General features: G+C 61.5%; 19 protein-coding genes. 12 read left to right on the forward strand and 7 right to left on the reverse strand.

Annotated elements, in window-relative coordinates; genetic code table 11:
• A partial coding sequence (locus tag OBACDRAFT_RS23580) for a class I tRNA ligase family protein (protein ID WP_043589514.1) occupies positions 1-953 on the forward strand: 953 nt, incomplete at its 5' end.
• A gap of 331 nt (positions 954-1,284) precedes the next feature.
• On the opposite strand, the gene OBACDRAFT_RS23585 is transcribed toward OBACDRAFT_RS23580, so the two are convergent.
• Together OBACDRAFT_RS23585 and OBACDRAFT_RS23590 are read right to left on the reverse strand one after the other, a co-directional pair.
• Positions 1,285-1,950, reverse strand: coding sequence for a 3'-5' exonuclease (locus OBACDRAFT_RS23585; protein WP_043589565.1), 666 nt, complete (start codon positions 1,948-1,950; stop codon positions 1,285-1,287).
• Positions 1,951-2,310: 360 nt separating this feature from the next.
• Positions 2,311-3,738: an acetylxylan esterase gene (locus OBACDRAFT_RS23590; protein ID WP_081722313.1), complete on the reverse strand. Its 1,428-nt coding sequence runs from the start codon at positions 3,736-3,738 to the stop codon at positions 2,311-2,313.
• A gap of 139 nt (positions 3,739-3,877) precedes the next feature.
• Between OBACDRAFT_RS23590 and OBACDRAFT_RS23595 the strand changes: the two genes are divergently transcribed.
• A complete protein-coding gene (locus tag OBACDRAFT_RS23595) occupies positions 3,878-4,129 on the forward strand; it encodes a hypothetical protein (RefSeq protein WP_043589516.1) in 252 nt (83 codons plus the stop codon).
• Positions 4,130-4,155: 26 nt separating this feature from the next.
• On the opposite strand, the gene OBACDRAFT_RS23600 is transcribed toward OBACDRAFT_RS23595, so the two are convergent.
• Positions 4,156-5,478, reverse strand: a complete 1,323-nt coding sequence (locus tag OBACDRAFT_RS23600) for an intermembrane phospholipid transport protein YdbH family protein (protein WP_052362485.1) — start codon at positions 5,476-5,478, stop codon at positions 4,156-4,158.
• Between the two features lie 120 nt (positions 5,479-5,598).
• On the opposite strand from OBACDRAFT_RS23600, the gene OBACDRAFT_RS23605 reads away from it, so the two are divergent.
• A complete protein-coding gene (locus OBACDRAFT_RS23605) occupies positions 5,599-6,915 on the forward strand; it encodes a 3-deoxy-D-manno-octulosonic acid transferase (RefSeq protein ID WP_043589517.1) in 1,317 nt (438 codons plus the stop codon).
• A gap of 174 nt (positions 6,916-7,089) precedes the next feature.
• Positions 7,090-7,545, forward strand: coding sequence for an acetolactate synthase (locus OBACDRAFT_RS23610; protein WP_043589519.1), 456 nt, complete (start codon positions 7,090-7,092; stop codon positions 7,543-7,545).
• A 124-nt stretch (positions 7,546-7,669) separates the two neighbouring features.
• Here the strand turns inward: OBACDRAFT_RS23610 and msrA are convergent, their stop codons facing one another.
• Entirely contained in the window at positions 7,670-8,302 is a 633-nt protein-coding gene (gene msrA, locus OBACDRAFT_RS23615) for a peptide-methionine (S)-S-oxide reductase MsrA (protein WP_043589521.1), read from the reverse strand.
• 112 nt (positions 8,303-8,414) lie between these two features.
• A complete protein-coding gene (locus OBACDRAFT_RS23620) occupies positions 8,415-9,203 on the reverse strand; it encodes an AAA family ATPase (protein ID WP_043589522.1) in 789 nt (262 codons plus the stop codon).
• 729 nt (positions 9,204-9,932) lie between these two features.
• On the opposite strand from OBACDRAFT_RS23620, the gene OBACDRAFT_RS23625 reads away from it, so the two are divergent.
• The 6 genes from OBACDRAFT_RS23625 (at position 9,933) to OBACDRAFT_RS23650 (ending at position 18,037) form a co-directional block, all read left to right on the forward strand.
• Positions 9,933-11,483: a hypothetical protein gene (locus OBACDRAFT_RS23625; protein WP_043589524.1), complete on the forward strand. Its 1,551-nt coding sequence runs from the start codon at positions 9,933-9,935 to the stop codon at positions 11,481-11,483.
• 137 nt (positions 11,484-11,620) lie between these two features.
• Positions 11,621-12,793 carry a substrate-binding domain-containing protein gene (locus OBACDRAFT_RS23630; RefSeq protein WP_043589526.1) on the forward strand — a complete coding sequence of 391 codons (1,173 nt, stop codon included), beginning with the start codon at positions 11,621-11,623 and terminating at the stop codon, positions 12,791-12,793.
• Positions 12,794-12,901: 108 nt separating this feature from the next.
• Positions 12,902-13,615, forward strand: a complete 714-nt coding sequence (locus OBACDRAFT_RS29070) for a prepilin-type N-terminal cleavage/methylation domain-containing protein (RefSeq protein WP_052362487.1) — start codon at positions 12,902-12,904, stop codon at positions 13,613-13,615.
• Between the two features lie 130 nt (positions 13,616-13,745).
• A complete protein-coding gene (locus OBACDRAFT_RS23640) occupies positions 13,746-14,711 on the forward strand; it encodes a PEP-CTERM domain protein (RefSeq protein ID WP_043589527.1) in 966 nt (321 codons plus the stop codon).
• An 85-nt stretch (positions 14,712-14,796) separates the two neighbouring features.
• Positions 14,797-16,224 (forward strand): MFS transporter, encoded by a 1,428-nt coding sequence (locus tag OBACDRAFT_RS23645; RefSeq protein WP_043589529.1) that lies wholly within the window; start codon positions 14,797-14,799, stop codon positions 16,222-16,224.
• Between the two features lie 136 nt (positions 16,225-16,360).
• Positions 16,361-18,037 carry a glycoside hydrolase family protein gene (locus OBACDRAFT_RS23650; RefSeq protein WP_052362489.1) on the forward strand — a complete coding sequence of 559 codons (1,677 nt, stop codon included), beginning with the start codon at positions 16,361-16,363 and terminating at the stop codon, positions 18,035-18,037.
• Between the two features lie 65 nt (positions 18,038-18,102).
• On the opposite strand, the gene OBACDRAFT_RS23655 is transcribed toward OBACDRAFT_RS23650, so the two are convergent.
• Positions 18,103-19,005, reverse strand: coding sequence for an AraC family transcriptional regulator (locus tag OBACDRAFT_RS23655; RefSeq protein ID WP_043589530.1), 903 nt, complete (start codon positions 19,003-19,005; stop codon positions 18,103-18,105).
• Positions 19,006-19,097: 92 nt separating this feature from the next.
• On the opposite strand from OBACDRAFT_RS23655, the gene OBACDRAFT_RS23660 reads away from it, so the two are divergent.
• On the forward strand, positions 19,098-20,141 hold the full coding sequence (locus tag OBACDRAFT_RS23660; protein WP_198529974.1) for a zinc-dependent alcohol dehydrogenase: 1,044 nt from the start codon (positions 19,098-19,100) through the stop codon (positions 20,139-20,141).
• Between the two features lie 5 nt (positions 20,142-20,146).
• Entirely contained in the window at positions 20,147-21,142 is a 996-nt protein-coding gene (locus OBACDRAFT_RS23665) for a Gfo/Idh/MocA family protein (protein ID WP_081722315.1), read from the forward strand.
• Positions 21,143-21,187: 45 nt separating this feature from the next.
• On the opposite strand, the gene OBACDRAFT_RS31005 is transcribed toward OBACDRAFT_RS23665, so the two are convergent.
• On the reverse strand, positions 21,188-23,173 hold the full coding sequence (locus OBACDRAFT_RS31005) for a heparinase II/III family protein (RefSeq protein ID WP_043589534.1): 1,986 nt from the start codon (positions 23,171-23,173) through the stop codon (positions 21,188-21,190).
• Between the last annotated feature and the right edge of the window lie 58 nt (positions 23,174-23,231).

The raw sequence follows: 23,231 nt of genomic DNA on the forward strand, positions 1-23,231 counted from the left end.
AATGGGCCGGCTCCTGCTGGTATTACCTGCGCTTCCTCGACCCGCAAAACGACACCGCCTTTGCCAGCCGCAAAGCCCTCGCTTACTGGGGCGTGCCCGACCTCTACGTCGGCGGCGCGGAACACGCCGTCCTGCACCTCCTCTACGCCCGCTTCTGGCACAAAGTCCTCTTCGACATCGGAGCCGTGCCCCAAGCGGAACCCTTCACCAAACTCTTCCACCAAGGCATCATCCTCGGCGAAGACGGCGAAAAAATGTCCAAAAGCCGCGGCAACACCGTCAACCCCGACGACATCATTCGTAGCCACGGAACGGATACACTCCGCCTCTACCTCATGTTCCTCGGCCCCCTGGAGGCGATGAAACCTTGGAACCCCAACGGCATCGAAGGCGTGCACCGTTTCCTGCGCAAAATCTGGAGCCAGGTCATCGACAAAGAAGGCAACGTCAGCGCCGGCCTCACCATTGACATCGACGCCATTGAGAGTCCCGAACTCGACAGACTCCTGCACGAGACGATCAAGAAAGTCGGCGAAGACATCGAGAACATGCGGTTCAACACTGCGATCTCGCAAATGATGATCTTTGCCAACGCCCTCCAGAAAGTCCCCACGCAACGCCGCCGCACCGTCCTCGCCTTCCTGCAAATTCTTGCGCCCTTTGCTCCCCACATGTGCGAAGAACTCTGGGCCCGCCTCGGTCAAAAAGGCTCCATCCTAGCCGCGCCTTGGCCCGCCTACGACCCCGCCAAACTCGTAGCGACCGAGCAAAAAGTCATCGTGCAAGTGAACGGCAAAAAACGCGCCGAACTCCTGCTCCCCACCGGAGCCACGCAGGACGCCGCCCTTGCCGCCGCACAAGCCTCCCTCGAGGCCGCGCCGCACCTCGCAGGCAAAGAGATCAAAAAAGTGATCTACGTCCCCGGCCGCATCCTAAACCTCGTCGTCGCCTGACGCCCGCGACGGCGGTTAGAGCAGTTTCATTTAAGCTGAAGCCATTTGATACCTGGTAGGGAGGCCTCTCCGAGGCCTCCGCCGTGCGTAGTGCGAGAATGCGAAATTCATAGGTAGTTGGAGCGTGGTTTCGGAGGCCTCGGACGGAGCGCAGCAGCGCGGAGATGGCATCGCCGAAGGCGATGGCCCGAAGGGCTGCCCTCGGCAGAGGGCACAAAGGCCTCCCTACCGTTAAAACAACGGCTACAACTCAACTGAAAACGCGTCAAAAACCGCCGTTCCTTGTTCCTTGGAACGAACATCCCCCCCCTCCCCCCCCCCCCGCCGCTTATCAAAACAACGACCCCTGCCAGAGACTGTCCCGCTTGTCACCGTCCAGCGTGCTCATGCCGATCAACCACGGCAGCGACTGACCGGCCACGGACGGTTCACTCGCGAGCCGCGCCAGCAAAAGCGCGCCTGCCAGCGCATCGTAAAGCGCCGCGTGGTAGCGCCGCCGGTCCGGCGGGCAGTGCGTCGCCGCCAGCGCGTCAAGCTCCCCCTGCAAACCAAACGCCGCCACCAGATCGCCGAGCTTTGACGAGGTCAGTCCCGGATAGATTTGCGGATAAAGGCGGCCCGTATCGAGCCACGGCCCCCAGTCGGTTGTCATTTCGCCGGCGCGGATGAAATCGGGAGAACTGCGCGGATAGGGCCACACGGATTTGATCAGAGTGTTTTCCGCGTTGGCGAAATGCGCCGCCAGCGGCCCCGTTGCGCGCCAGTTGGCGAACAGGGTAAAGTCGTCATGAAACAGCGCGCAATCCGCCACGCTGTCGGGATCAATCCCATGCAGTTCACGATCCGCCAGCCGCACCCGTCCCGTGGGACGGCAAAGCCGCGTATGCGAACCGAGCACCTGCGTCCCGCGCAACGTGACCACGCCGTATTCAAGAATCCCCGACGCGAGGCTCCCTTCAAAATCGACAAAGTGAATCAGTTGCGCAGTCCAGGCCATGACGTTTTCGGTTCCAGTTCCGGTGAACAGAACCCGCATCGCCGCCTCCTGCGAGCGGTTTTTTTCAAGGAGAGCGACAAGGCGCAGAGGCGCGTAAGATACTTTGAGCGGGAAAGGGTATCAGAATTTATGTCCCCTCTCCGGTTCTATTCTTTGCGCCTCTGTGTCTCTGTGGTGAACTTCCGGATTAGTTACTGATAGTTACGCAGTCGAAGCAAGGAGCGGCGGTCTCCAGGCCGCCGGACGAGGCGCAACGCGCCTCGCCTCATGCAGTTCATCATTCAAACGGGCGACGCTTCGCGTCGTCCGGCGGCCTGGAGACCGCCGCTCCTTGGCAAACGTCCGCGTAACTTCAGTTAGTTATTTGAGCGTTTTCAAATACGCGTGGATGGCCTCGTTCTTGGCCTTGCCGCAGGCCGCGGAACTGCGGTGGCCGTTGGCGATGTCGTTGTAGATTTCCTTTTGGCCGGGGAGGTTGTTGTAGGCGGCATACACGGAGGTCGGCGCGCAGGTGACGTCGATGAAACCAACCGTGAAATACGCGCGCGCCTTCACCCGGGTGGCGAAGTTCATCGCGTCGTAGTAACGCACGGCCTCGATCACCTGGGGCAATTTCTCGGCCTCCTCCTTGGTGCCGGGCAGGAACTTGGGCCAGCCACGCTGACGGTTGACGAGCACGCCGGTGTTGTCGCAAAGCGCGGGAACGCCCGCCGAGATGTAGGTCACGCGCGGATCGAGTCCGCCGGCCACGATGGACTGCGCGCCTCCCTGACTGCCGCCGGAAACAATGACCGTGCGGCCATCCCATTCGGGCTGCGCGGTGAGAAAATCAATCGCACGCACAAGGCGCAGATACATGCCTTGGAAGTAAATCGTGTCGCGCGACTCGCGGCCGCGCGTGCGGTAGTCGCGCAGATCACCCTTGGCGAGATCCTCGTAGTAGGCGGCGGGTTTGCCGTTGGGCAGACCGTGAGCGTTGATGTCGAGCGCGATCAAGCCGCGCGCGGCCCAGCCAGCAGGTCCAGTGAGGCTGGAACTGCGCACGCCGGCGCCGTGGACGGTGAGGATCGCGGGGAGCGTGCCGGGCTGCGCACCGGCGGGACGGGCGTAGTAACCGGAAACAGGCGCGCCGAGGCTATCAACCTGAAGGTCGAAGGTCTCGACCTTGGCGCTGCCAGCGGCGGTTTTCGGAGCGGGAACGGGGGTGAGCCGGGCGTTCATGGGGATGGCGGCGAGTTCCTTTTTCTTCGCGGCCCAGAAGGCGTCAAAATCGTCGGGCACCGGCAGGCTGGGCTTGATATTGAGCGGATCAATGCCCGCGCCGCCGAGTGCTTTCACGGTCGCGGTCTTCGCCTTGGCGTCGCCGGAATCCGGATACGTGTAGGTTGCTTCGCAGAATATGAAGCCGGGCTCGTTGAGCGTGGCTTTCACGGTGGCCTCGCCGTTGACGAGTTTGGCGGTGCCGGTGTTGCGCGGGGGCATGCCGTCCTTGCTCGTGGTCCACTTGACCTCGGCGTCGTCGGGCGCGTTGGCGAGCCGGATCGTGAATGTGACGGTGTCGCCTTGGGCGTAAAGCGCGTCGGCTCGGTCGGCGGTCACCTTCAGCGACGGGGCATTGGCCTCGGCATCCGTTTTCACGGACGCCGGTGAAGGCGCGGCGTTGGTTTGGGCGCTGGCCGGGTGGCCGAGCGTGAAGGAGAGCGCGACTGCGAGGCCGGCTGCGATTGCGTGGAGACCGGCGCTGCTGTTGCGGCGGCGGCGTTGGTGGCAGGACAGGGGGTGGTGCATCAGGGTTGTTTACTGGCGGCTGGCGGCGCGAATCGCAAGCCTGCGGTGCGAGTTGCGCCGCAGGAGAACGGGGCTGCGAGCTGCGCTCTTTTGCAGAAACGATTGGACAATGACAGATGATGCGCCTCATTAGCCCGCCATGTCACGATCTGGAGAAAAACTTGCCACACCCGTCAGCCTGGTAATCGACGGCATTCTTGTCGTCGGCTTTTTCGCCTTCATGTTTTCGATCCTGCGGTCGCATGTGCCGTCCACGGACCCGGCGATGATCGCGCTGTGGGCGGGGCTCGCGGCGGGATGCATGAGCGGGGTGTTCTGGCTGGCGATCCAGATGTTTCGCGTCGTCCTGCGCGCGCAACGCGCCGCCAAGTCCTCCGTCCGCAAGCAGTAATGGGCGCGGCGGCAGTCGGTGGCCGGCTACTGCAGCCCGCCGCCACCACCACCACCGCCCATCGATACGCTGTGGTTGAGCCCGAGTTCGAGCACCTTCGCCAGCGCCCCGGCGACGTTGATCTGAAATGTGATTACCTTCACCGCCTTCCGGTCCGCCGGGTACGCCGTGATGCTGACCAGCGCCGTCCGTGCGCCGTCCTCGCCGTCGGGCATGAAACGCACGTCGAGCGACTCGACTTGCAGCGACAGCCGGCCCAGTTCCACGTTGCGCAACACGCTGTAGGCCGGGTTCTCCACGGTCACGAAGCCGAGCAGTTTGGTGCGCGCCCATACGCCTTGCGTGAAGAATCCGGGGCGGGGGGCGAGGCGGATTTGCGCCGGGGCACCGGGCTCCACGCGCAGGCCTCCTTTGCCCACATGCAGGCCCGCCGCGGTGCTCCATGAGAGCGTGAGTTGTCCGCTCAGTCGCCCCCGCGCTTCGCTCAACGCCTCGGGCACCAGTGGCGCGATTTCGGCCAGCGAGAGTCCTTCGACCTCCGCCGTGGCGGTCACGGCAAGAGAGGCGGGATCGGCCAGCGCAACGTCGAAGGGGGCGAGGCGCAGGCGTCCGTCGAACGCCGTCATTTCGGCGCGCCGCACGCGGACGCGGCGGTCGGCGGTGAGGCCGAATTCGATCTGCGCGTCGCGCGCCTCCAACCCTGCCGCGGCGATGCGCTCAATGGAGAGGCGTTGACCGTCGGCGAGCGAAAATCCGGAGAGGTCTTCACATGTCGCGGTCAGCGTGATGCCTTCGATCTCGATGTCGTCGGTGTAATTAAAAAACGCGCCGTCCTCGATTTGGAGCGTCACGCGGCCCTGGGGTTTGCCGTCGTCCGTGAAGATGCCTTCGCCGGTGAGCGTGGCGCGACCGCGGGCGGACCAGTTGCCAAGCGTCGCATCAAGCCCGGTCTGGGCGCGGAGCGTCGCCCACCAGGCGCCGAGGTCGATGTGTGCGCGTTCGATCCGCCATGTGCCGCTGCGCAGCGAAGCATCGAGCGCGGCGCGGATGAAAACATCCAGCGTGGCAGGGGGGGGAGGGGCGGGCTCACCGGGGGGGGGGGGGGGGGGAGGGAGAGGACGGATGGCGAATGTCACTTCGCATCCGGTGTTTCCGGTGTTGATAGTGGCGTCTGCGGCGGGATGGATCGAGAGCGTCCACGGCAGGACGGTGCCGTCCTTGAGGTTCACAACGCCTTTGACGTCTCCGGTTAACGGCAATCCCCGCACGCCGGGCGTGAGCACGCACAGGCAGGAGAGCGCCACGAAGAGGATCATGTAAAACCGCCGGAACACGTCGTCCACCTTCATGCCAAACCCTTGTCTTTACCAGCCGGAAGACGGAGGCCGGAGGGAATGAGAAGGAGAAGGATTAGGTCTGAGGTTGCCCTCTGTGCCTTTGTGTCTCTGTGGTTCACTCTGTCATTCACCATGATCTGGATATACCGTTTGCTCTTTCTGCCCGTCATGCTGGTCGCAGCACCTTGGTACCTGCTGCGCATGCGGCGGCGGGGCGGGTATCGTCAGGGATTTTTGCAGCGGTTTGGCGTGGTGCCGTCGCTGCCGCCGAAGTCGCCGGGGAAACGGCGCGTCTGGCTGCAAGCGGTCAGCGTGGGCGAGATGCTGGCGATCGGCCCCGTGCTGGAGGCGTGGCGCGGCGACCCGGCAGTGGAGGTTTACCTGACCACGACCACGAGCACCGGCTGCAAACTCGCCCGCGAACGCTACGGCGCGACGGGTCTGGTCATGGCGGTGGGATATTTTCCGCTGGACTGGTGGCTTTTCTCCCGGCGCGCGTGGCGGACGGTGCGCCCCGACCTCGCGGTGGTGACCGAGGGGGAACGCTGGCCGGAACACTTGCAACAGGCACGGACGCGGGGCGTGCCGGCGGTGGCGATCAATGCGCGCCTCTCCGACCGCAGTTTCGGACGCATGAGGCGGGCGGCGGCGCGTCCGTTTGCGGGGTTGATGCTGCGCGGGCTCACGCGCGTGCTGGCCGCGTCCGAGGGCGATGCGGAGCGGTTTCGCGCGCTGGGCGTGCCGGCGGATCGCGTGTCGGTGACGGGCAACATCAAGCTCGACCTCGCCGTGCCGCGCCTCGCGCCCGCCGAGGCTGCGGCGTTGCGGGTCCAACTGGGCTTCGCGGATGATCCCGGCGCTCCAGTGATCGTCGGTGCCTCGACGTGGCCGGGCGAGGAGGCGGTGTTGCTCCGTGTGTTTTCCACGCTGCGCTCGGAGGGCGTGCCGTGCCGTTTGCTGCTGGTGCCGCGTCATGCCGAGCGCCGCGCCGAGATCGAATCATTGCTGGCCGCGGCGTCCGTGGCGACGGGGGGGGGGGGGGGGATTCGTTACTCGGTGCGTTCGCGCGGCGCGGCGACGGAGCCGTGCGACGTGACGCTGGCCGACACGACGGGCGAATTGCGCCGGCTCGTGCAGATGGCGACCGTGGTGTTTGTCGGCAAAAGTCTGCCGCCGCATGGCGAGGGACAGACGCCGGTGGAGGCCGCCGCGCTGGGCAAACCCGTGTTGTTTGGACCGGGCATGGCCAACTTCCGGCAGATCACGCGTGAGTTGCTCGCTTGCGGCTCGGCCCGGCGTGTGTCCGACGCGGCGGAGTTGGAACAGGCCGTGCGCGAATTGCTGGCCGACCCCGGCGCACGAGCCCGGATGGGCGCGGCGGGCGAGGCCTGGCATCAAGCCAACCAGGGCGCGGTGACGCGAACGCTGCGGCTGATTTCTGCTGAATAGAAGGAGATGGGAAATTCACCACCGAGACACAAAGGCACAAAGATCGAACCCTGAAAAATGACCTTCTCTGTCTTTGCCAATTCTTTGTGTCTCCGTGTCTCGGTGGTGAATTCTTCGCCTCCTTCGTTATCTTCGTTTCCTTCTGTTCAAAAATAGATTTTCAGAATTGCTCCTATGCCCTCCGTTGAAATCGCCGTCACCCGGGATCCAGTGAAGCAGTTCTCTGTTTTTGCCGAGAATCGCGTGGGACGCCTCTACGACCTCACCAAGTTGCTAAAGGAAAATAACGTCCACGTCATCGCTGTCACCGTGCTCGACACCACGGACAGCTCCATCCTGCGGCTCATCGTCGATGACCCGGAGAAGGCCCGCGAGTTGATGATCAACAATGATTTTCCCTACACGGAGTGCACCGTGCTGGCGGTCGAGATCGGCGACGAGTCCGACTTGCAAGGCATCCTCGCCGCGCTGCTGGAGGCCGAGATCAACATCCACTACGTTTACAGCTTCATCAAGCGCCCCGAGGGCAAGGCCGCCCTCGTCCTCAACATCGAGGACATGGACGTGGCGGCGCAGGCCCTGTGCACACGGGGCTACAAGACGATTTCGCAGGGCGACATTTCGCGCTGAGACCATTTCCCGCCACGGCGCGACGGTCGCCACGCTGAGAGGCAACAGCAGGCTGATGGCGTTGCATCCGTTGCGCCGTGGCGGGAAACCCTGCCTTTCTCTCAGCGTTGCTCCGCGTGAGTTTCTATGGGCTTGGGGCGAGCGTGCGCTTGAGTGTGTCGAGCTTGGGCTTGATGACCGCGCGACAGTAGCCGGCCTGCGGATTGTTCTTGTAGTAATTCTGATGATACGCCTCGGCGGGATAAAAGACATCCAGCGCCGTGATCTCGGTGACGATTTTGCCGCCCCACTCCGGATTGGCCCGCGCGAGCGAGGCCTCGGCGGCGGTTTTCTGGGCAGGCGTTGCATAAAAGATGACCGAGCGATACTGCGTGCCGACGTCCGCTCCCTGCCGGTTCAGCGTAGTGGGATCGTGGATATGCCAGAACAGATCGAGCACGCGGTCGAGCGTGACGACGGCCGGATCGAACTCGACTTTGACGACCTCGGCATGCCCGGTGGTCCCGCTGCAAACTTGCTCATAGGTGGGGTTTTGCCACCTGGGGTGGCCGCCTGCATAACCGCTGGTCACGGACTTGACGCCGGGCACGAGTTGATAAGCCGCCTCGGTGCACCAGAAACAACCGCCGCCAAGCACGATGGTTTCCGTGGCGGACGCGGAGGCGGGCGAGGTCCCGTCTGCGGCGCCGGAGGGTGTGGCGGCGGAGTGAAGCACGGGAATGAAGGCGAGGGCGGTGGCGATTTTTTGTAGTTTCATGATGTGGAAAACGGAGGAAGGCGCGCCTGGCGGCAGATGCACACCAGACGCGGAATCGCGTCTTTCTCAAGGCACCGGGCAACGAAGACCGGAGAGGCCGGGCCGCTCGCGCCTACAGCGCGCGCATGTAACGTTCCGGGTTTTCCAGAAAACTGCGCGTGAGGGTGACGTGCGGCAGGTCGGCGTAAGCCGTCTCGGCAAGCCGTCCGTGTTCGTCATCAAAACTCCAGATGCTCGCGCCCGGATACGCCAGCAACAGCGGCGAATGCGTGGCGATGATGAACTGCGCGTTGCCCTCTTCGACGAGCGTTTTCATGAGGCTGAGAAACGCGAGCTGGCGTTGCGGAGAGAGGGCGGCTTCCGGTTCGTCGATCAGATAGAGGCCGCCGGGCACGCAGCGGCTCTGGAAGAATTTGAGGAAACTTTCGCCGTGCGACATCGCGTGGAGATCTTCGCCATAGCGCGAGGTGAGGGCCTGTTTCTGGGCGAACATGTAGCCGCGCACGCGAGGGTCGTCTTTGAAACGCTCGGCCATTTCGTCCATCGACTCGGCGCGTTTGCGTGTTTCTCGGGCGAAGTTGAAAAAATCCTCCGCGCGCAGGAAAAATCCGTAGCGTGTGCGCGGTCGCCAGCCGAGCCGGAGCGAGTGAGAGAGGGGTTTTATGGTTTCGAGGGTTTCGTCGTGTTCGAGCGGAGTGCCTGTGGCGGGCGGCAGCTTGGCGGAAAGCGCGAGGGCTTCGAGCAGGGTGGATTTCCCCGACCCGTTTTCCCCAACGAAGAACGTCACGGGGGTTCGAAATTCCAATACATCGAGTCCGCGCAACGCCGGCACGGTGAACGGCCACGCATCGAGATTCGTGTCGGGAGCGGGTTCAAATGCGATGCGGCTGAGGAAAATCATGGGCGTGTAAGAATTGAGGCTGCGTTCGACGATCCTCGTGGAATCAATGGAAAGGCAAGGCTCCGCTGTAATCAACGCAGGCGCGTAGTTGCCACCCGCAGAATCACAATCGCCCCCACGCCAGCAACTGCCAGCATTGTTGATACAGGTCTTTTTTGACGATGTGCCAGATGAGGGAGCGGGGAGTTTTCATGGCATGGGTACGGTTTCAGTGGATGGCGGGTCATGGCAGCCTTGGACGTGCACAGTCGTGCGTCCCAAAGGTTCCAGTTGGACGGCCAGCAAGCGCGCGTCCGCGAGCCATGCGGTCAGTTCGGCACCGGTGAGCGGGTGCCCGGCGCGTGTCAACTGGTAGCTCCGATACACAATAGAAACGGCCAGTGGTGAATTTATGAGAACGTCTCGCGATCTGTTTGTCTTCGGCATCACGGCTTCACGCAGGCGATCATTTACCAGAATGTAAATTGGCAGACTCCGCTCACCATCGCTAAAGTCAAAAGAACGAAGCATTCCAAAGTTCCGGCGGACGCTGGCAGGTCCCCGCTCGATGAGGGTGAATATCACGGTATCATTTTCTGTAGCCAATTCTTTGATACACAGACTCAGGTTGTCGCTTGTTAAACAGGACCGAGGATCGAAACCAGGCGGCCATTACGCACGCGAAGCCCGCGCATCGAGCGGGTGTGGTTCGCCTTGGCACCGTTTCGATTCCCGCCATAATTGCCGTCCATGCCTGGCTCACAACCCTCGCCCGCATCCAACCCCTTCCACCAAAACGCCGCCGGGACCGCCTCACCTTCGCCGGGCCCGGAGAGCGGTTTTCGCAAGTTTGTCCGCCGGCTCAAACCCTCGCGGCGCCAGCTCGTTGTCATGGGGTTGCTCGTGATTGCGACCTTTCTGCTTTGTCTGGATGTGCCACCTCCCGATCTGAGCGACCTGCCGCCTCCGTCCCGTCCTTACGTTGAAGAGGGCAACGTGTTCTCCGTCCTTCTGGATGCAGGGAATCTGGCCAAAAACATCCTTGAGGAGCATCGCAAGCGCGCCCGCGAAACACCAACCGGCACCGACACGGACGAGGGGGCGGGGGCGTCTGCGGGGGCTGTTGTTTCCAACGTCGTTCCCAACATTGATGACATGTTGACAGGCCACGCGCCGTGGGACGCATCACTCGCCCGTTCCCTTTCGCACGCCGCTGAAATCGCCGGCTTCTGGCCGCGCTGGGAGGCCGCTGCCGCTGCGGCCCTTGATGCGGGCGAATCGGGCGGGATTTGCCAGGCACCGCTGGTGACCTTTGGCGAGGATACGACTCCGCCTCTCAGTGTGTTGCGCGACCTTTTCAAGCTCGCGTGCCTGCGCGCCCGTCTGACCGCCGGGGAGGGTGATGCCAGCCTGGCCGTGCGTCAGTTGACGGAGTGCCTGCGCATTTCCCGCCGTCTTACCGAGGCTGAGGGCAGTGCGTTGCCCTATCTCACCGCCACTTCTCTTACTCGAATAACGCTGCGCCACCTTCATCGCGTGGTGATCGAGCACCCTGTGCCACCGAACGTTCTCCGGAGCGCGCTCGAAGTTGTGGCGAACAGCCGTCCTTCCAAGGACAGCCTGTTGATTGCCATGACGGATGAAGTTCGTCAGTGGCACGATAGATTTTCACGCTGGGTCGATGATCCTGCGACGATTTCAGTCTCCGACTCTTCCTCCACGCGCAAGCCTCTGCCCCGGATTCTTTGGTGGCCGTTCCGTATTTTTATGAAGCCCAACGCCACGCTTGCCCTTCAGGCGCGTTACATCCGGGCCGTGGCCCCGCTCATCGACCAGGATTTGGCGACCCTGCAAGCCGCCGATCCCAAGGCCATCGCCGGACGGATTACGCACAGCGACGACTGGCGGCGCTACAATCCTTGGAATTTTGCCGGGCGTCTCATGTCCTCCCTTGTTGCGCACGAAGGCTTTTTCACGGGTCGCCTCGAACTCCAATCGCACATTTCCGCGACCGAGGCGTTGCTTGCGTTGCGCTTGCATGAGCAGGAGGCCAGCGCCGCCAACACTGCCAACGTCAATGCCAGTGCCTCCGCCGCGCTACCGGAGACGCTTGATGCGCTGGTGCCCGATTATCTTGCGACCGTGCCGCGTGATTATTTTGACGGGCAACCGATAAAATATTCCCACAACCTCCGCGTGGTCTGGAGTGTGGGCAAGGACAACTATGATCCCGCCCTCGCCAAAGAAGACGCTGCGGAGAAAAAACGATCCCGTCATGTGTCGCTCACGTTGACCCCATGACATCCCGAGCCACCGCGTCCCCCTCGTTCATCGGAGCCGGTTTCCAGCGTGAACTGATCTGTTGTTTTTAAAACAACAGTGTCAGCCTCTTTCACTCAATGTGTTCGCGCTTCAGTTCTCATTCGCAACTTTTCCTCATGACACTCATCCCCCAACACTCACTCAGCAGCCAGATCGCCGACCGTCTCAAAACCCTCATCGTCCAAAACACCTGGTCCGAGTGGCTGCCCGGTGAACGCTCCCTCAGCCAGACACTGCAAGTCAGCCATACCACCCTTCGCATCGCGCTCAACCAACTCAAACACGAGGGCGTCATCGAAGCCCGCCACGGCATCGGCAACCGCATCGTCGCCCCGCCAGCTCACGTCGCCGTCGCCGCCGCTCCCGGCACCGGTGTAGTTGACGCCGCCGCCATCGGTTCCCTGGCCGCCGCGTCCAGAGCACGCCCCCTGCTCAGCGTCGGCCTCATCATGCCCAACGTCGTCAGCACGCTCCGGCCTTTTTCCCTCTGGATCGACACCTTCCGGGATGTCCTCTTCGAGTCCGGCTGGAGGCTGAAACTCTACGAAGGTGCACACTACTATCGTGCCAACCCCGCATCCACGCTCGAAAAACTCGTGCGCCAGAACACCCACACCTGCTGGGTGCTCGTGCTCTCCTCCGCCGCCATGCAACGCTGGTTTGAGACGCGCGGCATCCCCTGCGTCCTCGCCGGCACCTGTCACGAAGGCATCGACCTGCCCTCCGTCGATTTTGATCACCGCGCCATCAGCCGGCACGCCGCCGGAGTCCTCCTCCGCGCCGGTCACCGCCATCTCGTCCTCCTCAATCCCCAGTCGCGCCTCGCCGGCGATCAGCAGACCGAAATGGGATTCTTCGAAGGCATCCGCCAGTCGCCTCATGCCGAGACCGCTACCGCCAGCGTCGTCTATCACGACATCGACGCCGCCAGCATGGAAAAATGCCTCGTCCGAATTTTCCACGCCCAGCCCCCGCACCGTCCCACCGCACTCATCATCACCAACCCCTACGCCTACCTCGCCACCTTCACGTTTCTCACCGAACGCGGCCTTCGCGTCCCCGACGACGTCTCGCTCATTTCCCGTGAGGACGACCCCTTTTTTGCCTACCTCAAACCCGCCCCCTCCCGCTACCTCAACCAACCCGAAGTGTTCGCCCGCAAACTTGCCACGCAAGTCCTCGACATCCCCACCCGCCGTCGCGTCGGAAAACGTCACCTGTATTTGATTCCCAAATACTATGCAGGCCGTTCCGTCGCCGCGCCTCCCCAAACCCGCACTGTTTCATAAAAAACAACACCGCATTCCATTTGCCCGGGCCATCTCCGCGCGCCCTTTTGTGATTCCATTGACCGCCCTATCCCGATCCCAACACCACTCTCACCCAACGCCTCCGACATGAATATCAGACGCATCCTCCCAATCAGGCACGCTGCATTCACTCTTGTCGAACTACTCACCGTCATCGCGATCATCGGCATCCTCGCAGCCATCATCATCCCGACCGTTGGTGCCGTCCGCGAGAGCGCCCGCGCCGCCCGTTGCACCTCCAACCTTCGCCAGCTTCAACTCGCCAACATTGCCCACGCCAACAACGACCGCAACGGCACCTACGTCCCCTGCTCCATCATCCCGGAGGACGGCACCAGCAGCGACCGCATTGTCTGGTATTCGACCACTGACTACACGCGCCAGCTCGGCATCACCCGTGACTTCGACGCCAACCGCTCCAATACCGCGGTGAAGCAAGGCTGGCCCCGCGCCCTCCTGTGTCCCAATGCCACCATCGACGGCGGATGGATTGCCCGCTCCTACGCCTACAACATCAGCAGCCTGTCAGGGAGCACCATGTCATCGGGTTCCAAGGTCATAGTGACGATGTCCGAAATCCCTCGTCCCTCCCGCGTCATCGCCTTTGTCGATGCGCTTGGCTGGTCCATCAAATTCGAAAGTGGTCTGGGCGAATACACAGGGGAAATTGACAATACTTCCAACACAGTCGCCTTCCGACACCGCAACACCGCCAACGCCGCTTTTTTCGACGGTCACGTTGAGCGCCTCGACAAGACCCGCCTCACCACCGAAAGCACACTCTGGAAATTGAAAGAATAACATCCCCAACGCGTCCACACATTCACGCGTCTCGCCCTCCCTCCCCCCCCCCCCCCCCTCGCTCACAGCGGAATCGTCACCGCTTGATCCTGACAACCTGTATCCATTTTTCACCCACAACAAAAACGCCATGAAAACACACAAGCACATCGTCACCACTGCGACTCTCGCCATTGTCACGGGATTCGCTGCTCTCGCCACCACGCCAGCCAACGCCGCCGCCACCACCGTATTCAGCTTTGGACCTGCAACCGATTACGTGACCGCCGACCAGCCACTGGCGCACAATCCCAACACCACTGCCACCGGTTCCGGCACTGCGGGCAATCCCTACACCTACACGGTTGCCTTTAACAACACCTCCGCCCTCAGCCCGGCGTCGGCCACGGATTACGCCGGCCCTGTATTTTATGGCGGATACACCTTCACCAGTTCCAGCATTGCCAACAAAGCGCCCACCACCCGCCTCATCAACAACTGGGCGAACATGGGCGGCAACGACACCATTCGCATTTATGCCGACGCAGGCACGAGCAACGACTGGAACAACAGCACATTGAGTTTCGCGTCTGTTTACATTTTCAAACAGGCTAATTTCACCGCAGGCAATACCACCGGTGACATGGCCCTCGAAGGCCTCAGCCTGACCTACCGCGCCTATGGAGCCGAAGACGGCGTCACAAGCGCCTTTGCCCCCACCGGTCGCTGGCTCGTGCAAGTCGGCGACACTTACTACCTCTCCAAAACCACCATCACAACCAGCACGAAGGCGGCCGCCACCGTCTCATTGAGCGGCGCGGAACTCTCCGGCACCCAATGGGCCGTTTACGCGCCTGGCACCTCGCTCAACTTTAACCAGACGGCGGCCAGTTTCACCACGCTCGAACTTAACAAAGTGACGGCGGTCGGCATCTACTTCGAGCAAGACAACTACACCGGCACCACTGACAGAAATGCAGCCCTCCTTGCCATTTCCGCCTTCTCCGCCACCGGCACCACAAACACGATCCCCGAACCCACCACGTACGCCATGTGGATTGCGAGCGCACTGGCTCTTGCCGCCCTCGCGCTTCGCCGCCGCTCAAAATCATCCTAAATCGAATTATGACTCCCTAAATCGTTTCCCACCGATTTAAGCCGCAAATCCCTCCTGCCTGCCCTCCCTCCCCCCCCCCCCCCGGATGCCCGCCACCGCTCACCACACGACCGCCACCGAAGACCGCGTGCCATTGCGCGAAAAACTCGGACTCGGCATCGGCAACGCGGCGGCGGGCTGCCCGGCAACACTGCACACGCTGATCAGCCCGATCTTCAACATGACGCTCGGAATGAACCCCGCGCTCATCAGCATCGTGCTCTTTATCCAACGCCTCTGGGATGCCTTCACCGATCCCCTGATCGGACAATTCTCCGACAACTTCCGTTCCCCTCGCGGACGACGCCTGCCACTGATGGCGATCTCCGCCCTTCCCATGACGGTGCTCTTCTTCGCGCTCTGGTGGTTCCCGCGTGGGGCAAGCGAAACGTGGCTCTTCTTTCACCTTCTCATCGTCTCACTCGCCTTCTACTCCGCGCAGACATTTTATTCGATGTCGCTGATGGGCCTGCGCATCGAGGCCACCGACGACTATCACGAACGCACCCGCGTCGCCATGATCGCCATGATCTTCGGCTTCGTCTTTCAGATATCGAGCCAGTGGCTGTTTCCCCTCACGCGCATGGAAATCTTTGGCGACCCCGTCACCGGCCTGCGCACCGTCATGATAATCGTCGCCGCGATCTACCTCCTCATGGCCCTGCTCCCCGTCTGGCTCTGCCGCGAACGCAATTACGAACGCATCGCGGCCCGCCAGCCCCGGCTGAAACTCCGTGAAAGCTTCCGACACGTCTGGCACAATCCGCCACTCAAGCGCGTCGTCGCCTCCCGCCTCATCGAAAGTTTTGGATACAACATCGTCGGCATGTTCGCCGTTTACATGAACAACTACTACGTCTTCGGCGGCGACCTCCAACGCGCCGCCTGGGCCTACGGATTCATGGGCTCGGCCTTCATGATCTCAGCCGTCGCCTGCTCCGCCTTCGTTTACCCGGCCCTCTCAAAACGTATCGGGAAAAAAAATACGTTTCAAATCGCCGTCTTCATCCTCATGGCCGGCTGCCTCGCCAAACTCGTTGTTTACCAACCCGGACTCCCCTGGCTGCAACTCATCGTGCTCATTTCCAACGGTGCCGCCATCTCCGGCATCGCCCTCATGGGCGCCTCGATGCTGGGCGACATCGCCGATTACGAGGAATGGCGCACCGGCCAGCGCAACGAAGCCTTCCTCGCCTCCATGCTCTCTTGGTGCGACAAAGCCGGCAGTTCGCTCGGCGCTCTCATCTGCGGCTTCATTCTCGTCTGGATCGGCTTTGACGCCCAGACCGGAGCACAGGGCGCGCGCACGCTCGGCCTGATGAAGTTCTTCTATTTTCTGATGCCCTTTATCGGAGCCCTCGCCGCCTTCTTCATCATGCGCAATTACGAACTCGACGAAGACAAGGTTTACGAAATCAAAGCCGAACTCACCCGACGCCGCGCCAATGCAGAACCTTCCCAACCAAATCCCTAAGAAGGATTTATTTAACAGAAGACAACAAAGAGAACCAAGGACAAACCAACGAAGAGTTTTTTTTAACATCCTTCGTTTTAGGTCTTCGTTACCTTCGTTTTCTTCTGTTCAAAAATGTTTTTCCAGAACCATCCCAATGCTAACAAAGCCAATTCCCCACCTCTCCCATACACTCTCACTCTGCTTCCTGTTCGTGCTCGCATTTGCAATCGCGACCGTCACCGCGAACACCACGCCGACTGATGTATCCGAAAAAGAATGGCGGCAGTCCGCCGTCAACCGGACCCGTCGCATCATCGTCAACAACGACGGCAACGAACCCGTCTTCATGTTGAAAAGTCCCCCCCCCTCCCCTACTCCCGACGATCTGCTCTCCCGCCGCATCGCACCGCTCGCGGGCACGCAAGTGGACAGCCTTTTTTATTGCACATGGAGTTCCGGTTTCGGGCTTTTCACACACTTCACGAAAATTGGTCAGGTCTTCACCAGCCGGGAAAGCCGTCACGCCAACAACCAGATGCAAGCCCTGCTTGACGCTGGCATTGACCCGCTCCGCGTCGTGCAAAAATTCACACGCGAGCACAACATCGAGCTTTTCTGGTCCATGCGCATGAACGACAACCACGACGGTTACGCCGACAATTACGGCCCCGCGCTCTTCGACGCCACCCGCCTCAAAACCCAACACCCCGAATATCTCCTCGGCACCCGCGGCCAACGCCTGCCCTACGGTTCCTGGTCCGCCGTCAACTACGCCCGCCCCGAAATCCGCGAACTCGCCTTTCGCTATGTCGAAGAAGTGTGCCTCAATTACGATGTGGACGGCGTTGAACTGGATTTCTTCCGCCACCCGGTGTTTTTCCCCTCCACGACTCGCGGCCAGCCCTGCACCGACGACGAACTCAACATGATGACAGGGCTCTTGCGTCGCATCCGAGTCATGGCCGACGCGGAAGGCAGACGCCGCGGACGTCCCCTGCTCATTGCCGTGCGCGTGCCCGACTCTGCGGCTTACGCCAAGACCATCGGCCTTGATCTGGAAACGTGGCTCTCAGGCGACCTCCTTGATCTGCTCATCGTCGGAGGATATTTTCAGCTCAACGAGTGGACGGACAGCGTGGCGCTGGCGCGCAAGCACGGGGCTGGGTTTGGGATAAAAGTGTATCCATCACTTGATGACGCCCGCGTGCCCGACGGCCCGAAGTTCGATGCCACCGTCCCGCGTTCCACGCTGCGCATGACCGACGCCGCCTATCGCGGACGCGCCGCCGTGGCTTGGGCGGCGGGGATGGACGGCCTGTATTTCTTCAACCAGTTCAACCCACGCCGTCCCATCTGGCGCGAGGTTGGAGACCCGGCCACGCTTGCTCCGCTTGAGAAGGATTATTTCGCCTCCGTTCGCGGCGTCGGTGCCACGCCCATGCGGAGCAACCTTCCGCTCGCTCCATGGCAAACCATCGAGACCCTCAACCCCCTCGCTCCACGTGACCTCCTGCCCGGACAACCGGCGCTCGCCCGCATCCAACTCGTTGCCCCCGTCGAACGACCTGCGCGTGTTTTCCATACGCTAGGTATCCGAATAAAAGATACGAAGGCCAACACGCAAATCGAAGCCGATGCCGTGGAAGTCCGGCTCAACGAGATGCTGCTGGATCGAGCTAAGGCGAAGCGTGAGGGCGACTGGCTTTTTTATCCTGTCGAGACCGAGGCGATTCGGAATGGGCTCAACAAAGTAAGTGTGACGCTCAAATCAGAAACTTCCATTCGCGGATCATGGCTCGATTTGATGGTCAGGGAGCGACCTTGCCACTAGAAGTTCGGCCCATTGGCGGTGCCAGGCAATGACTTGGCAGGATGTACCGACTGGCCGGATATTGTCTAATTTTGTGATGTGCGGTGCTGCTCACGGTAGGCGCCGGGAGCGACGCCGCAGAGACGGCGAAACTGAGCGGAAAAATAATACTCGTCACAAAAACCGCAAAGATCGGCCACTTCCTTGAGTGGAAACATCGTGTGCGCAAGCAAGGTGCGGGCACGCGCAATGCGAATCTCATTGAGGTAACGCACCAGACTTCGTCCACGGACTTTGCGAAAAACATGGCGCAGGTGATCGTGACTCAGGCCCACATGCCGCGCCACCTCAGACAGCGATTCGATCTCGTCGTGATGCTGCTGAACATAGCGTTCGGCGGCCTCCACCTGACGCGCAGCCCGCATCGAAAATGACGTGCCGCGCCGCGCCACAGCGGAGTCGGCGGCGACGGCCAGCTCAAGCACGTGCAGCATAATCGCGCTCGTGCGAATATCCAGAAGGACGGAAATCGCGTTGGGCAGGCCGTCGGGTTTCCCCGCGTCCGGGGCACCGTGGCAGGCGTCCGGTCCCGTGGGCAAACTTCGCGCCAACGTTTCTATCTCGGCGCAAAGCGCGGTGTCCGCGATGGCGGGGATGCGAAGACATCCACTCAATCTCAGTCCAGAAGGCGCGACCGCCTGCACGCACCAGTCCTCGCCTCCGTTATCAACCAACTGTTCGTGCGGCAAATCGGGCGCATAAAGAATCGCATCGCCCGCAGAAAAATCCACCCGTTCGGGCTTCCTGTTTTTGGGGAACACCGTGGTGTGCCCGCAACCCGAGGGATGGAACACGATTTCAATGATGTTCGGGTGCGAATGACATCGCGCGCGGTGGCCGTCCGCGAGGCGGTGTCTCATGCCAACCATGTAGGAAAGCAGGTGTCCAGAGGCGAGGTGGCGGTGTAGTTTTTTCCAACCGTTGTCCATGCCTCCCCAAAAGCATAAACAGCCGGAAAACACAAACAAACACCGATAACTCAACTGGCCCCTCCCCCCCCTCCGGTCAACATGAGATGCGTATGACAAACACATCCACGATAACTGGACGAAAACTGATTTTCACAGGGAAAGGACAAGTTGAATGTATCCCCTGCGAAGTCCCTTCCCCTGCCGCCGGCGAGGTGCTGGTGCGAAAGGTGCGGACGTTGATGAGCACCGGAACGGAAAATATCGTCTTCAACCAGAATTTCGATCCGGGCACACACTGGGATCGTTGGGCGAAGTATCCGTTTCATCCCGGTTATTGCGTGGTGGGTGTGGTGCAGGAAATCGGCCCTGCCGCTGATTCATCGAATGGCGCAGGCGGCGGTCATGCGGGACGGCAGTTGAAAGTTGGCGACCGGATTGTTTGTCGCAATCCGCATTCGTCGCACGGGGTGTTGAAGGCGGAGGACTGTTATCCGGTGCCGGACAACGTGAGCGATGATGACGCACCGTGGTTCGCTCTCGCCAAAATCTCAGGACACGGCGTGCGCGCCGCCGACATTCGCCTCGGCGACCCTGTCGCAGTCATCGGTGCAGGCCCCATCGGACAGATGGCATGTCGCTGGGCTTTGATGGGAGGGGCCGGGCGTGTAGCCATGATCGATCTTTCCCCGGAACGCCTGAACATGGCCGCCGCCGCCGGCGCGATCCCCGTTGCGGTTCCCGCTGCGGAGGCAAAAGACGCCGTGCTAAACGCACTTGGAGGCGAAGCGCCCCGCGCGGTCATTGACTCAACGGGCAACGCTGCCGTGCTTCACGCCGCCTTCGCAATGGTGGAGACTTTGGGAACTGTGGTGTTGCTCGGCGACACGGGTTCGCCTGCAAGCCAGACGCTGACGCCCGACGTGATCCGGCGCGGCCTTACCTTGCGCGGTGCGCATGATGGCCGAAATTCACCCGAATGGAATAACCGCATCGCTGCGGACCGTTTTTTTGCCGCGGTCGGGAGCGGACATTTTTCGCTCGCTGGCTTGAATACGCATCGGTTCCGCCCGGAGCAATGCGTGGAAGCCTATCGTCTGGCGAACACGGACCGCGTGCGCACCATGGGCATACTCTTCGACTGGTCGGAGAGTTAGCCATTATGGGAACTCGGAAACACAAGCTTGGCATACTCGGCTGCGGGGGGATCATGCGGGGGACTTACACGCCGATTATCCGCCGCCTTTCCGACCGCGTGGAAGTCGCGGCGGTCTGCGATCCAAACCCGCAAAATCTCTCCATCGCCGCCCAACTTTTCCCCGCAGCCAGACCCTGCGCGGACGCTGTCCAGCTACTGGAAACGCCCGGCCTCAACGCCGTCATGGTCTTGACGGCCGAGCGCGCCAATGCCGCGATGGCCACCCTCGCCATGCAAGCCGGGTTGGCCGTTTACCTTGAAAAACCCCCCGCCATTTCGCTGATGGAATTCGACGCGCTGCTGGACTGCGAAACACGGACGGACGTCCGGCTTTTTGTCGCATTCAATCGCCGCCACACGCCGTTGCTCAATGGTATCGAGTTATCGAATACGACAACCCGCCATGTCCGCGGGCGCATGTCGCGCCTTCGTCGTCGCCTGGATCACTTCCCGACCACGGCCATTCACCTGATCGACTCCGCGCAATTTTTCTTCGGAGATTTTTTTTCCGAAGCCGAAGTCCGCTTTTTTTCTTACCCGACGGATAGTTGGCAGGTGCACGGCACATGGCCCGGTGGAGTCACCTGCGAACTTGAATTTTTTCCCGCGAGCGGCACCAACTGCGAATACCTCGTATTCGAGAGCGGCGACCACATGATCGACATCCAATTCCCCAATTCCGCCAGCGCCTTTCCCTGTGGACGACTCCTGCGCATCACCAGCGACGGACGCGAACAGTCACTCCCCCCTCCGCCCGGTACCGTCACCGCCGTGCCAAACGACGACACCGAACAAATGGGCTACGCACCCGCCTTCCGCGACTTCGTCGCCGCCTTGGACAGCGGAGATCCCCCCGCCCCCATCTGGCAGCTATCCACCTGCCACGCCACAATCGCCATCATGGAAACGATGACGCAACAGCCACACAGCCCTGTCCACCTGTTCCTCAATAAATCGTAGTTTCATGCTCGGACACGAAAACTTCATCGACGTCCAATCCGATGCTTAGCGTGCCGGGAGAATCGTGAGGTGAAGGGTGGCTTGGGTTACCGGTGCGGGCAGGTCGAGACCTAGGCGCGTGCCTTTGCTCCCTTGCGCAGGCGCGATTCCGATCACGGGGCTTTCGTTTTGCGTCAGACTAATGTCGTGACCGTCAGCTTGCGCCTGCCAAGAAACATCAAGCGACGTGCTGCCGGATGGAGCGCGAACGCGAAGACCTTCGCGCCCGGAAGGTTCGGCGGCGGTGAGCGCAGACCAGGTTTGTTTGGGACGAAATACCAGCGCCGTGCCAAAGGGCTGAGGTTGTCCGTCGCGGAATTTCACCCGGTCAATAATCTCAACACGCCCTTGTGGAGCGTCGCTCGTGGAACGGGTGTAAATAAACGTGCGCGTGAGTTTTTCGAGCGAGGGAACATCGGGCGCATAGGCGCTTGTTATGTCGATTTCCCAGAGGTCGCAGGCGTCGGTAAATCCGGTGCGCACGGTTTCGGCATGAGCGTCGGCACCGGTGCGCTGGAGCTTTCCGGCGACCAGGGGAACGGGATGGCCGAAGGAGTTCATCACGGAACTGGTGTAACGTTTGGAACTAAAAGTGTCCTTTACATAGGCATCGACCCCGAGGTCGGAGAGGACGGATTCGCCGTCGCAAACGATGACAAAGGAACCGAGGTCGTTGTGGTTGTGAGGCTGGTTGTTGTGACCGCCTTTGAAGGCGGCGGCCAGGCCGGTGACGGGAGTGGCGCGTCGCACGACCAAGGCGCCGCCATCGGGAAACCAGTCGCGCAAGCCGGGCGCGGGGGGGGGGGGACCGTCGGGACGGGACAGCGAGAGGTCAAAGGGCGTGATGCAGAGATTGGGGCCGATGCCGATGTGGTGAATCATGCCAAGTCCGACGCCGGGGCCGCGAATGCCATAGGGGAGTTTGTAACGGATGGTGGCGAAGTCGTGCATCCACGCGGGAGCGCGAGCGTCGACGGCGGCGTCGCCAAAGGGCGGATAAATGCCGGCGGCAATTTGCCAGCGCGTATCGAAGGTTGCGATACGCTGTTGCTTGGGAGCGTCGAGCAAATCGACGTGTCCGCTGGTGGCAAGGCGGGTCAGTTCGGAGGCGAGGATGTAATTTCCGTATCCGTAATACCAATATCCAATGCCTTCGTGGCAAAAACCGTCGTCGCCGAAACCGGCGATGAAGACAGGCGTGAAGGCTTCAAACGCGGCAGCGAAGGTGGCCCGATCGTCGCCAATGTCCGTGGGACCAAGAAGGAGGGCGGTCATGAGGATGCTGCCATGACACACGGCGTTCCAATTGTTGTTGGTTTTCATCCACCAATATTCCGGACCAAGAGTATTTGATGACCGGATACGTTCCAGATCAGGGGCAAAGACGCGGGCGTGGATTTCCTTGCGAATTTTGACGCGTGTTGAGGAGGAAATTTTTTGGCCGAGCAGGTAATGGGCGAGGGCGAGATTGGCGGCGCGGTTGACGGCGCCGAGTTCCACGAGGTCGTAAGCGGCGTGCCAGTCTGCGCGTCGGCTGGCGTGGGAGGGGATTGCCCAAGTGGGTTCGTCCAGCATGGCGGCGATTTCGCGTTCGATGGCGGGAAGCAGTTTGCCGTCGTTGCGGAGTCCTTCGGCAAAGAGGAACTGGCCGAGGCGTTTCGTGCGCGTCATGTAGGGGGCTTCGTAAGCTTTGCGGTCTCCGGTTTCCTTAAAAATGTTGAAGAGAGCTTCGTCGAGTTTGGGCGTGGGGAGCCGGGCTTGTTTGTCGGCTTCGGCGTAGAGGTCGGCGTCGGCGGCAGGGTTGGCGCGGGCGATGGCATCCCACCAGGCGCGGTCGGCGAAGGGCGGGGTGAAGCAGATGGGAGTGGCGGGGAGCCATTTGGCGATTTCGGCGGTGCGTGTGGCGTCGAGCACGGGTAGCGGGTTGCCGGCGGCGTGCGCGGCGATGCTGCTCGCGAGCAGGGCGGCGAACAGAATTGTTGGGTATCGCATGTGTATGATGTGTGTGTGGGGGGGGGGGGGGGGGAGGGGCGGAGTTTGGGGGAACTAA

The organism is Geminisphaera colitermitum TAV2, assembly GCF_000171235.2.
Classification (GTDB): domain Bacteria; phylum Verrucomicrobiota; class Verrucomicrobiia; order Opitutales; family Opitutaceae; genus Geminisphaera; species Geminisphaera colitermitum.

What these genes read in the sequence shown, in the direction of transcription:
- msrA (WP_043589521.1), bottom strand. Translation starts at nt 8,302, where the DNA reads ATGAAACTACAAAAAATCGCCACCGCCCTCGCCTTCATTCCCGTGCTT.
- OBACDRAFT_RS23605 (WP_043589517.1), top strand. Translation starts at nt 5,599, where the DNA reads ATGATCTGGATATACCGTTTGCTCTTTCTGCCCGTCATGCTGGTCGCA.
- OBACDRAFT_RS23665 (WP_081722315.1), top strand. Translation starts at nt 20,147, where the DNA reads ATGGGAACTCGGAAACACAAGCTTGGCATACTCGGCTGCGGGGGGATC.
- OBACDRAFT_RS29070 (WP_052362487.1), top strand. Translation starts at nt 12,902, where the DNA reads ATGAATATCAGACGCATCCTCCCAATCAGGCACGCTGCATTCACTCTT.
- OBACDRAFT_RS23600 (WP_052362485.1), bottom strand. Translation starts at nt 5,478, where the DNA reads ATGAAGGTGGACGACGTGTTCCGGCGGTTTTACATGATCCTCTTCGTG.
- OBACDRAFT_RS23645 (WP_043589529.1), top strand. Translation starts at nt 14,797, where the DNA reads ATGCCCGCCACCGCTCACCACACGACCGCCACCGAAGACCGCGTGCCA.
- OBACDRAFT_RS23595 (WP_043589516.1), top strand. Translation starts at nt 3,878, where the DNA reads ATGTCACGATCTGGAGAAAAACTTGCCACACCCGTCAGCCTGGTAATC.
- OBACDRAFT_RS23625 (WP_043589524.1), top strand. Translation starts at nt 9,933, where the DNA reads ATGCCTGGCTCACAACCCTCGCCCGCATCCAACCCCTTCCACCAAAAC.
- OBACDRAFT_RS23610 (WP_043589519.1), top strand. Translation starts at nt 7,090, where the DNA reads ATGCCCTCCGTTGAAATCGCCGTCACCCGGGATCCAGTGAAGCAGTTC.
- OBACDRAFT_RS23590 (WP_081722313.1), bottom strand. Translation starts at nt 3,738, where the DNA reads ATGCACCACCCCCTGTCCTGCCACCAACGCCGCCGCCGCAACAGCAGC.
- OBACDRAFT_RS23655 (WP_043589530.1), bottom strand. Translation starts at nt 19,005, where the DNA reads ATGGACAACGGTTGGAAAAAACTACACCGCCACCTCGCCTCTGGACAC.
- OBACDRAFT_RS31005 (WP_043589534.1), bottom strand. Translation starts at nt 23,173, where the DNA reads ATGCGATACCCAACAATTCTGTTCGCCGCCCTGCTCGCGAGCAGCATC.
- OBACDRAFT_RS23630 (WP_043589526.1), top strand. Translation starts at nt 11,621, where the DNA reads ATGACACTCATCCCCCAACACTCACTCAGCAGCCAGATCGCCGACCGT.
- OBACDRAFT_RS23620 (WP_043589522.1), bottom strand. Translation starts at nt 9,203, where the DNA reads ATGATTTTCCTCAGCCGCATCGCATTTGAACCCGCTCCCGACACGAAT.
- OBACDRAFT_RS23640 (WP_043589527.1), top strand. Translation starts at nt 13,746, where the DNA reads ATGAAAACACACAAGCACATCGTCACCACTGCGACTCTCGCCATTGTC.
- OBACDRAFT_RS23585 (WP_043589565.1), bottom strand. Translation starts at nt 1,950, where the DNA reads ATGGCCTGGACTGCGCAACTGATTCACTTTGTCGATTTTGAAGGGAGC.
- OBACDRAFT_RS23650 (WP_052362489.1), top strand. Translation starts at nt 16,361, where the DNA reads ATGCTAACAAAGCCAATTCCCCACCTCTCCCATACACTCTCACTCTGC.
- OBACDRAFT_RS23660 (WP_198529974.1), top strand. Translation starts at nt 19,098, where the DNA reads ATGACAAACACATCCACGATAACTGGACGAAAACTGATTTTCACAGGG.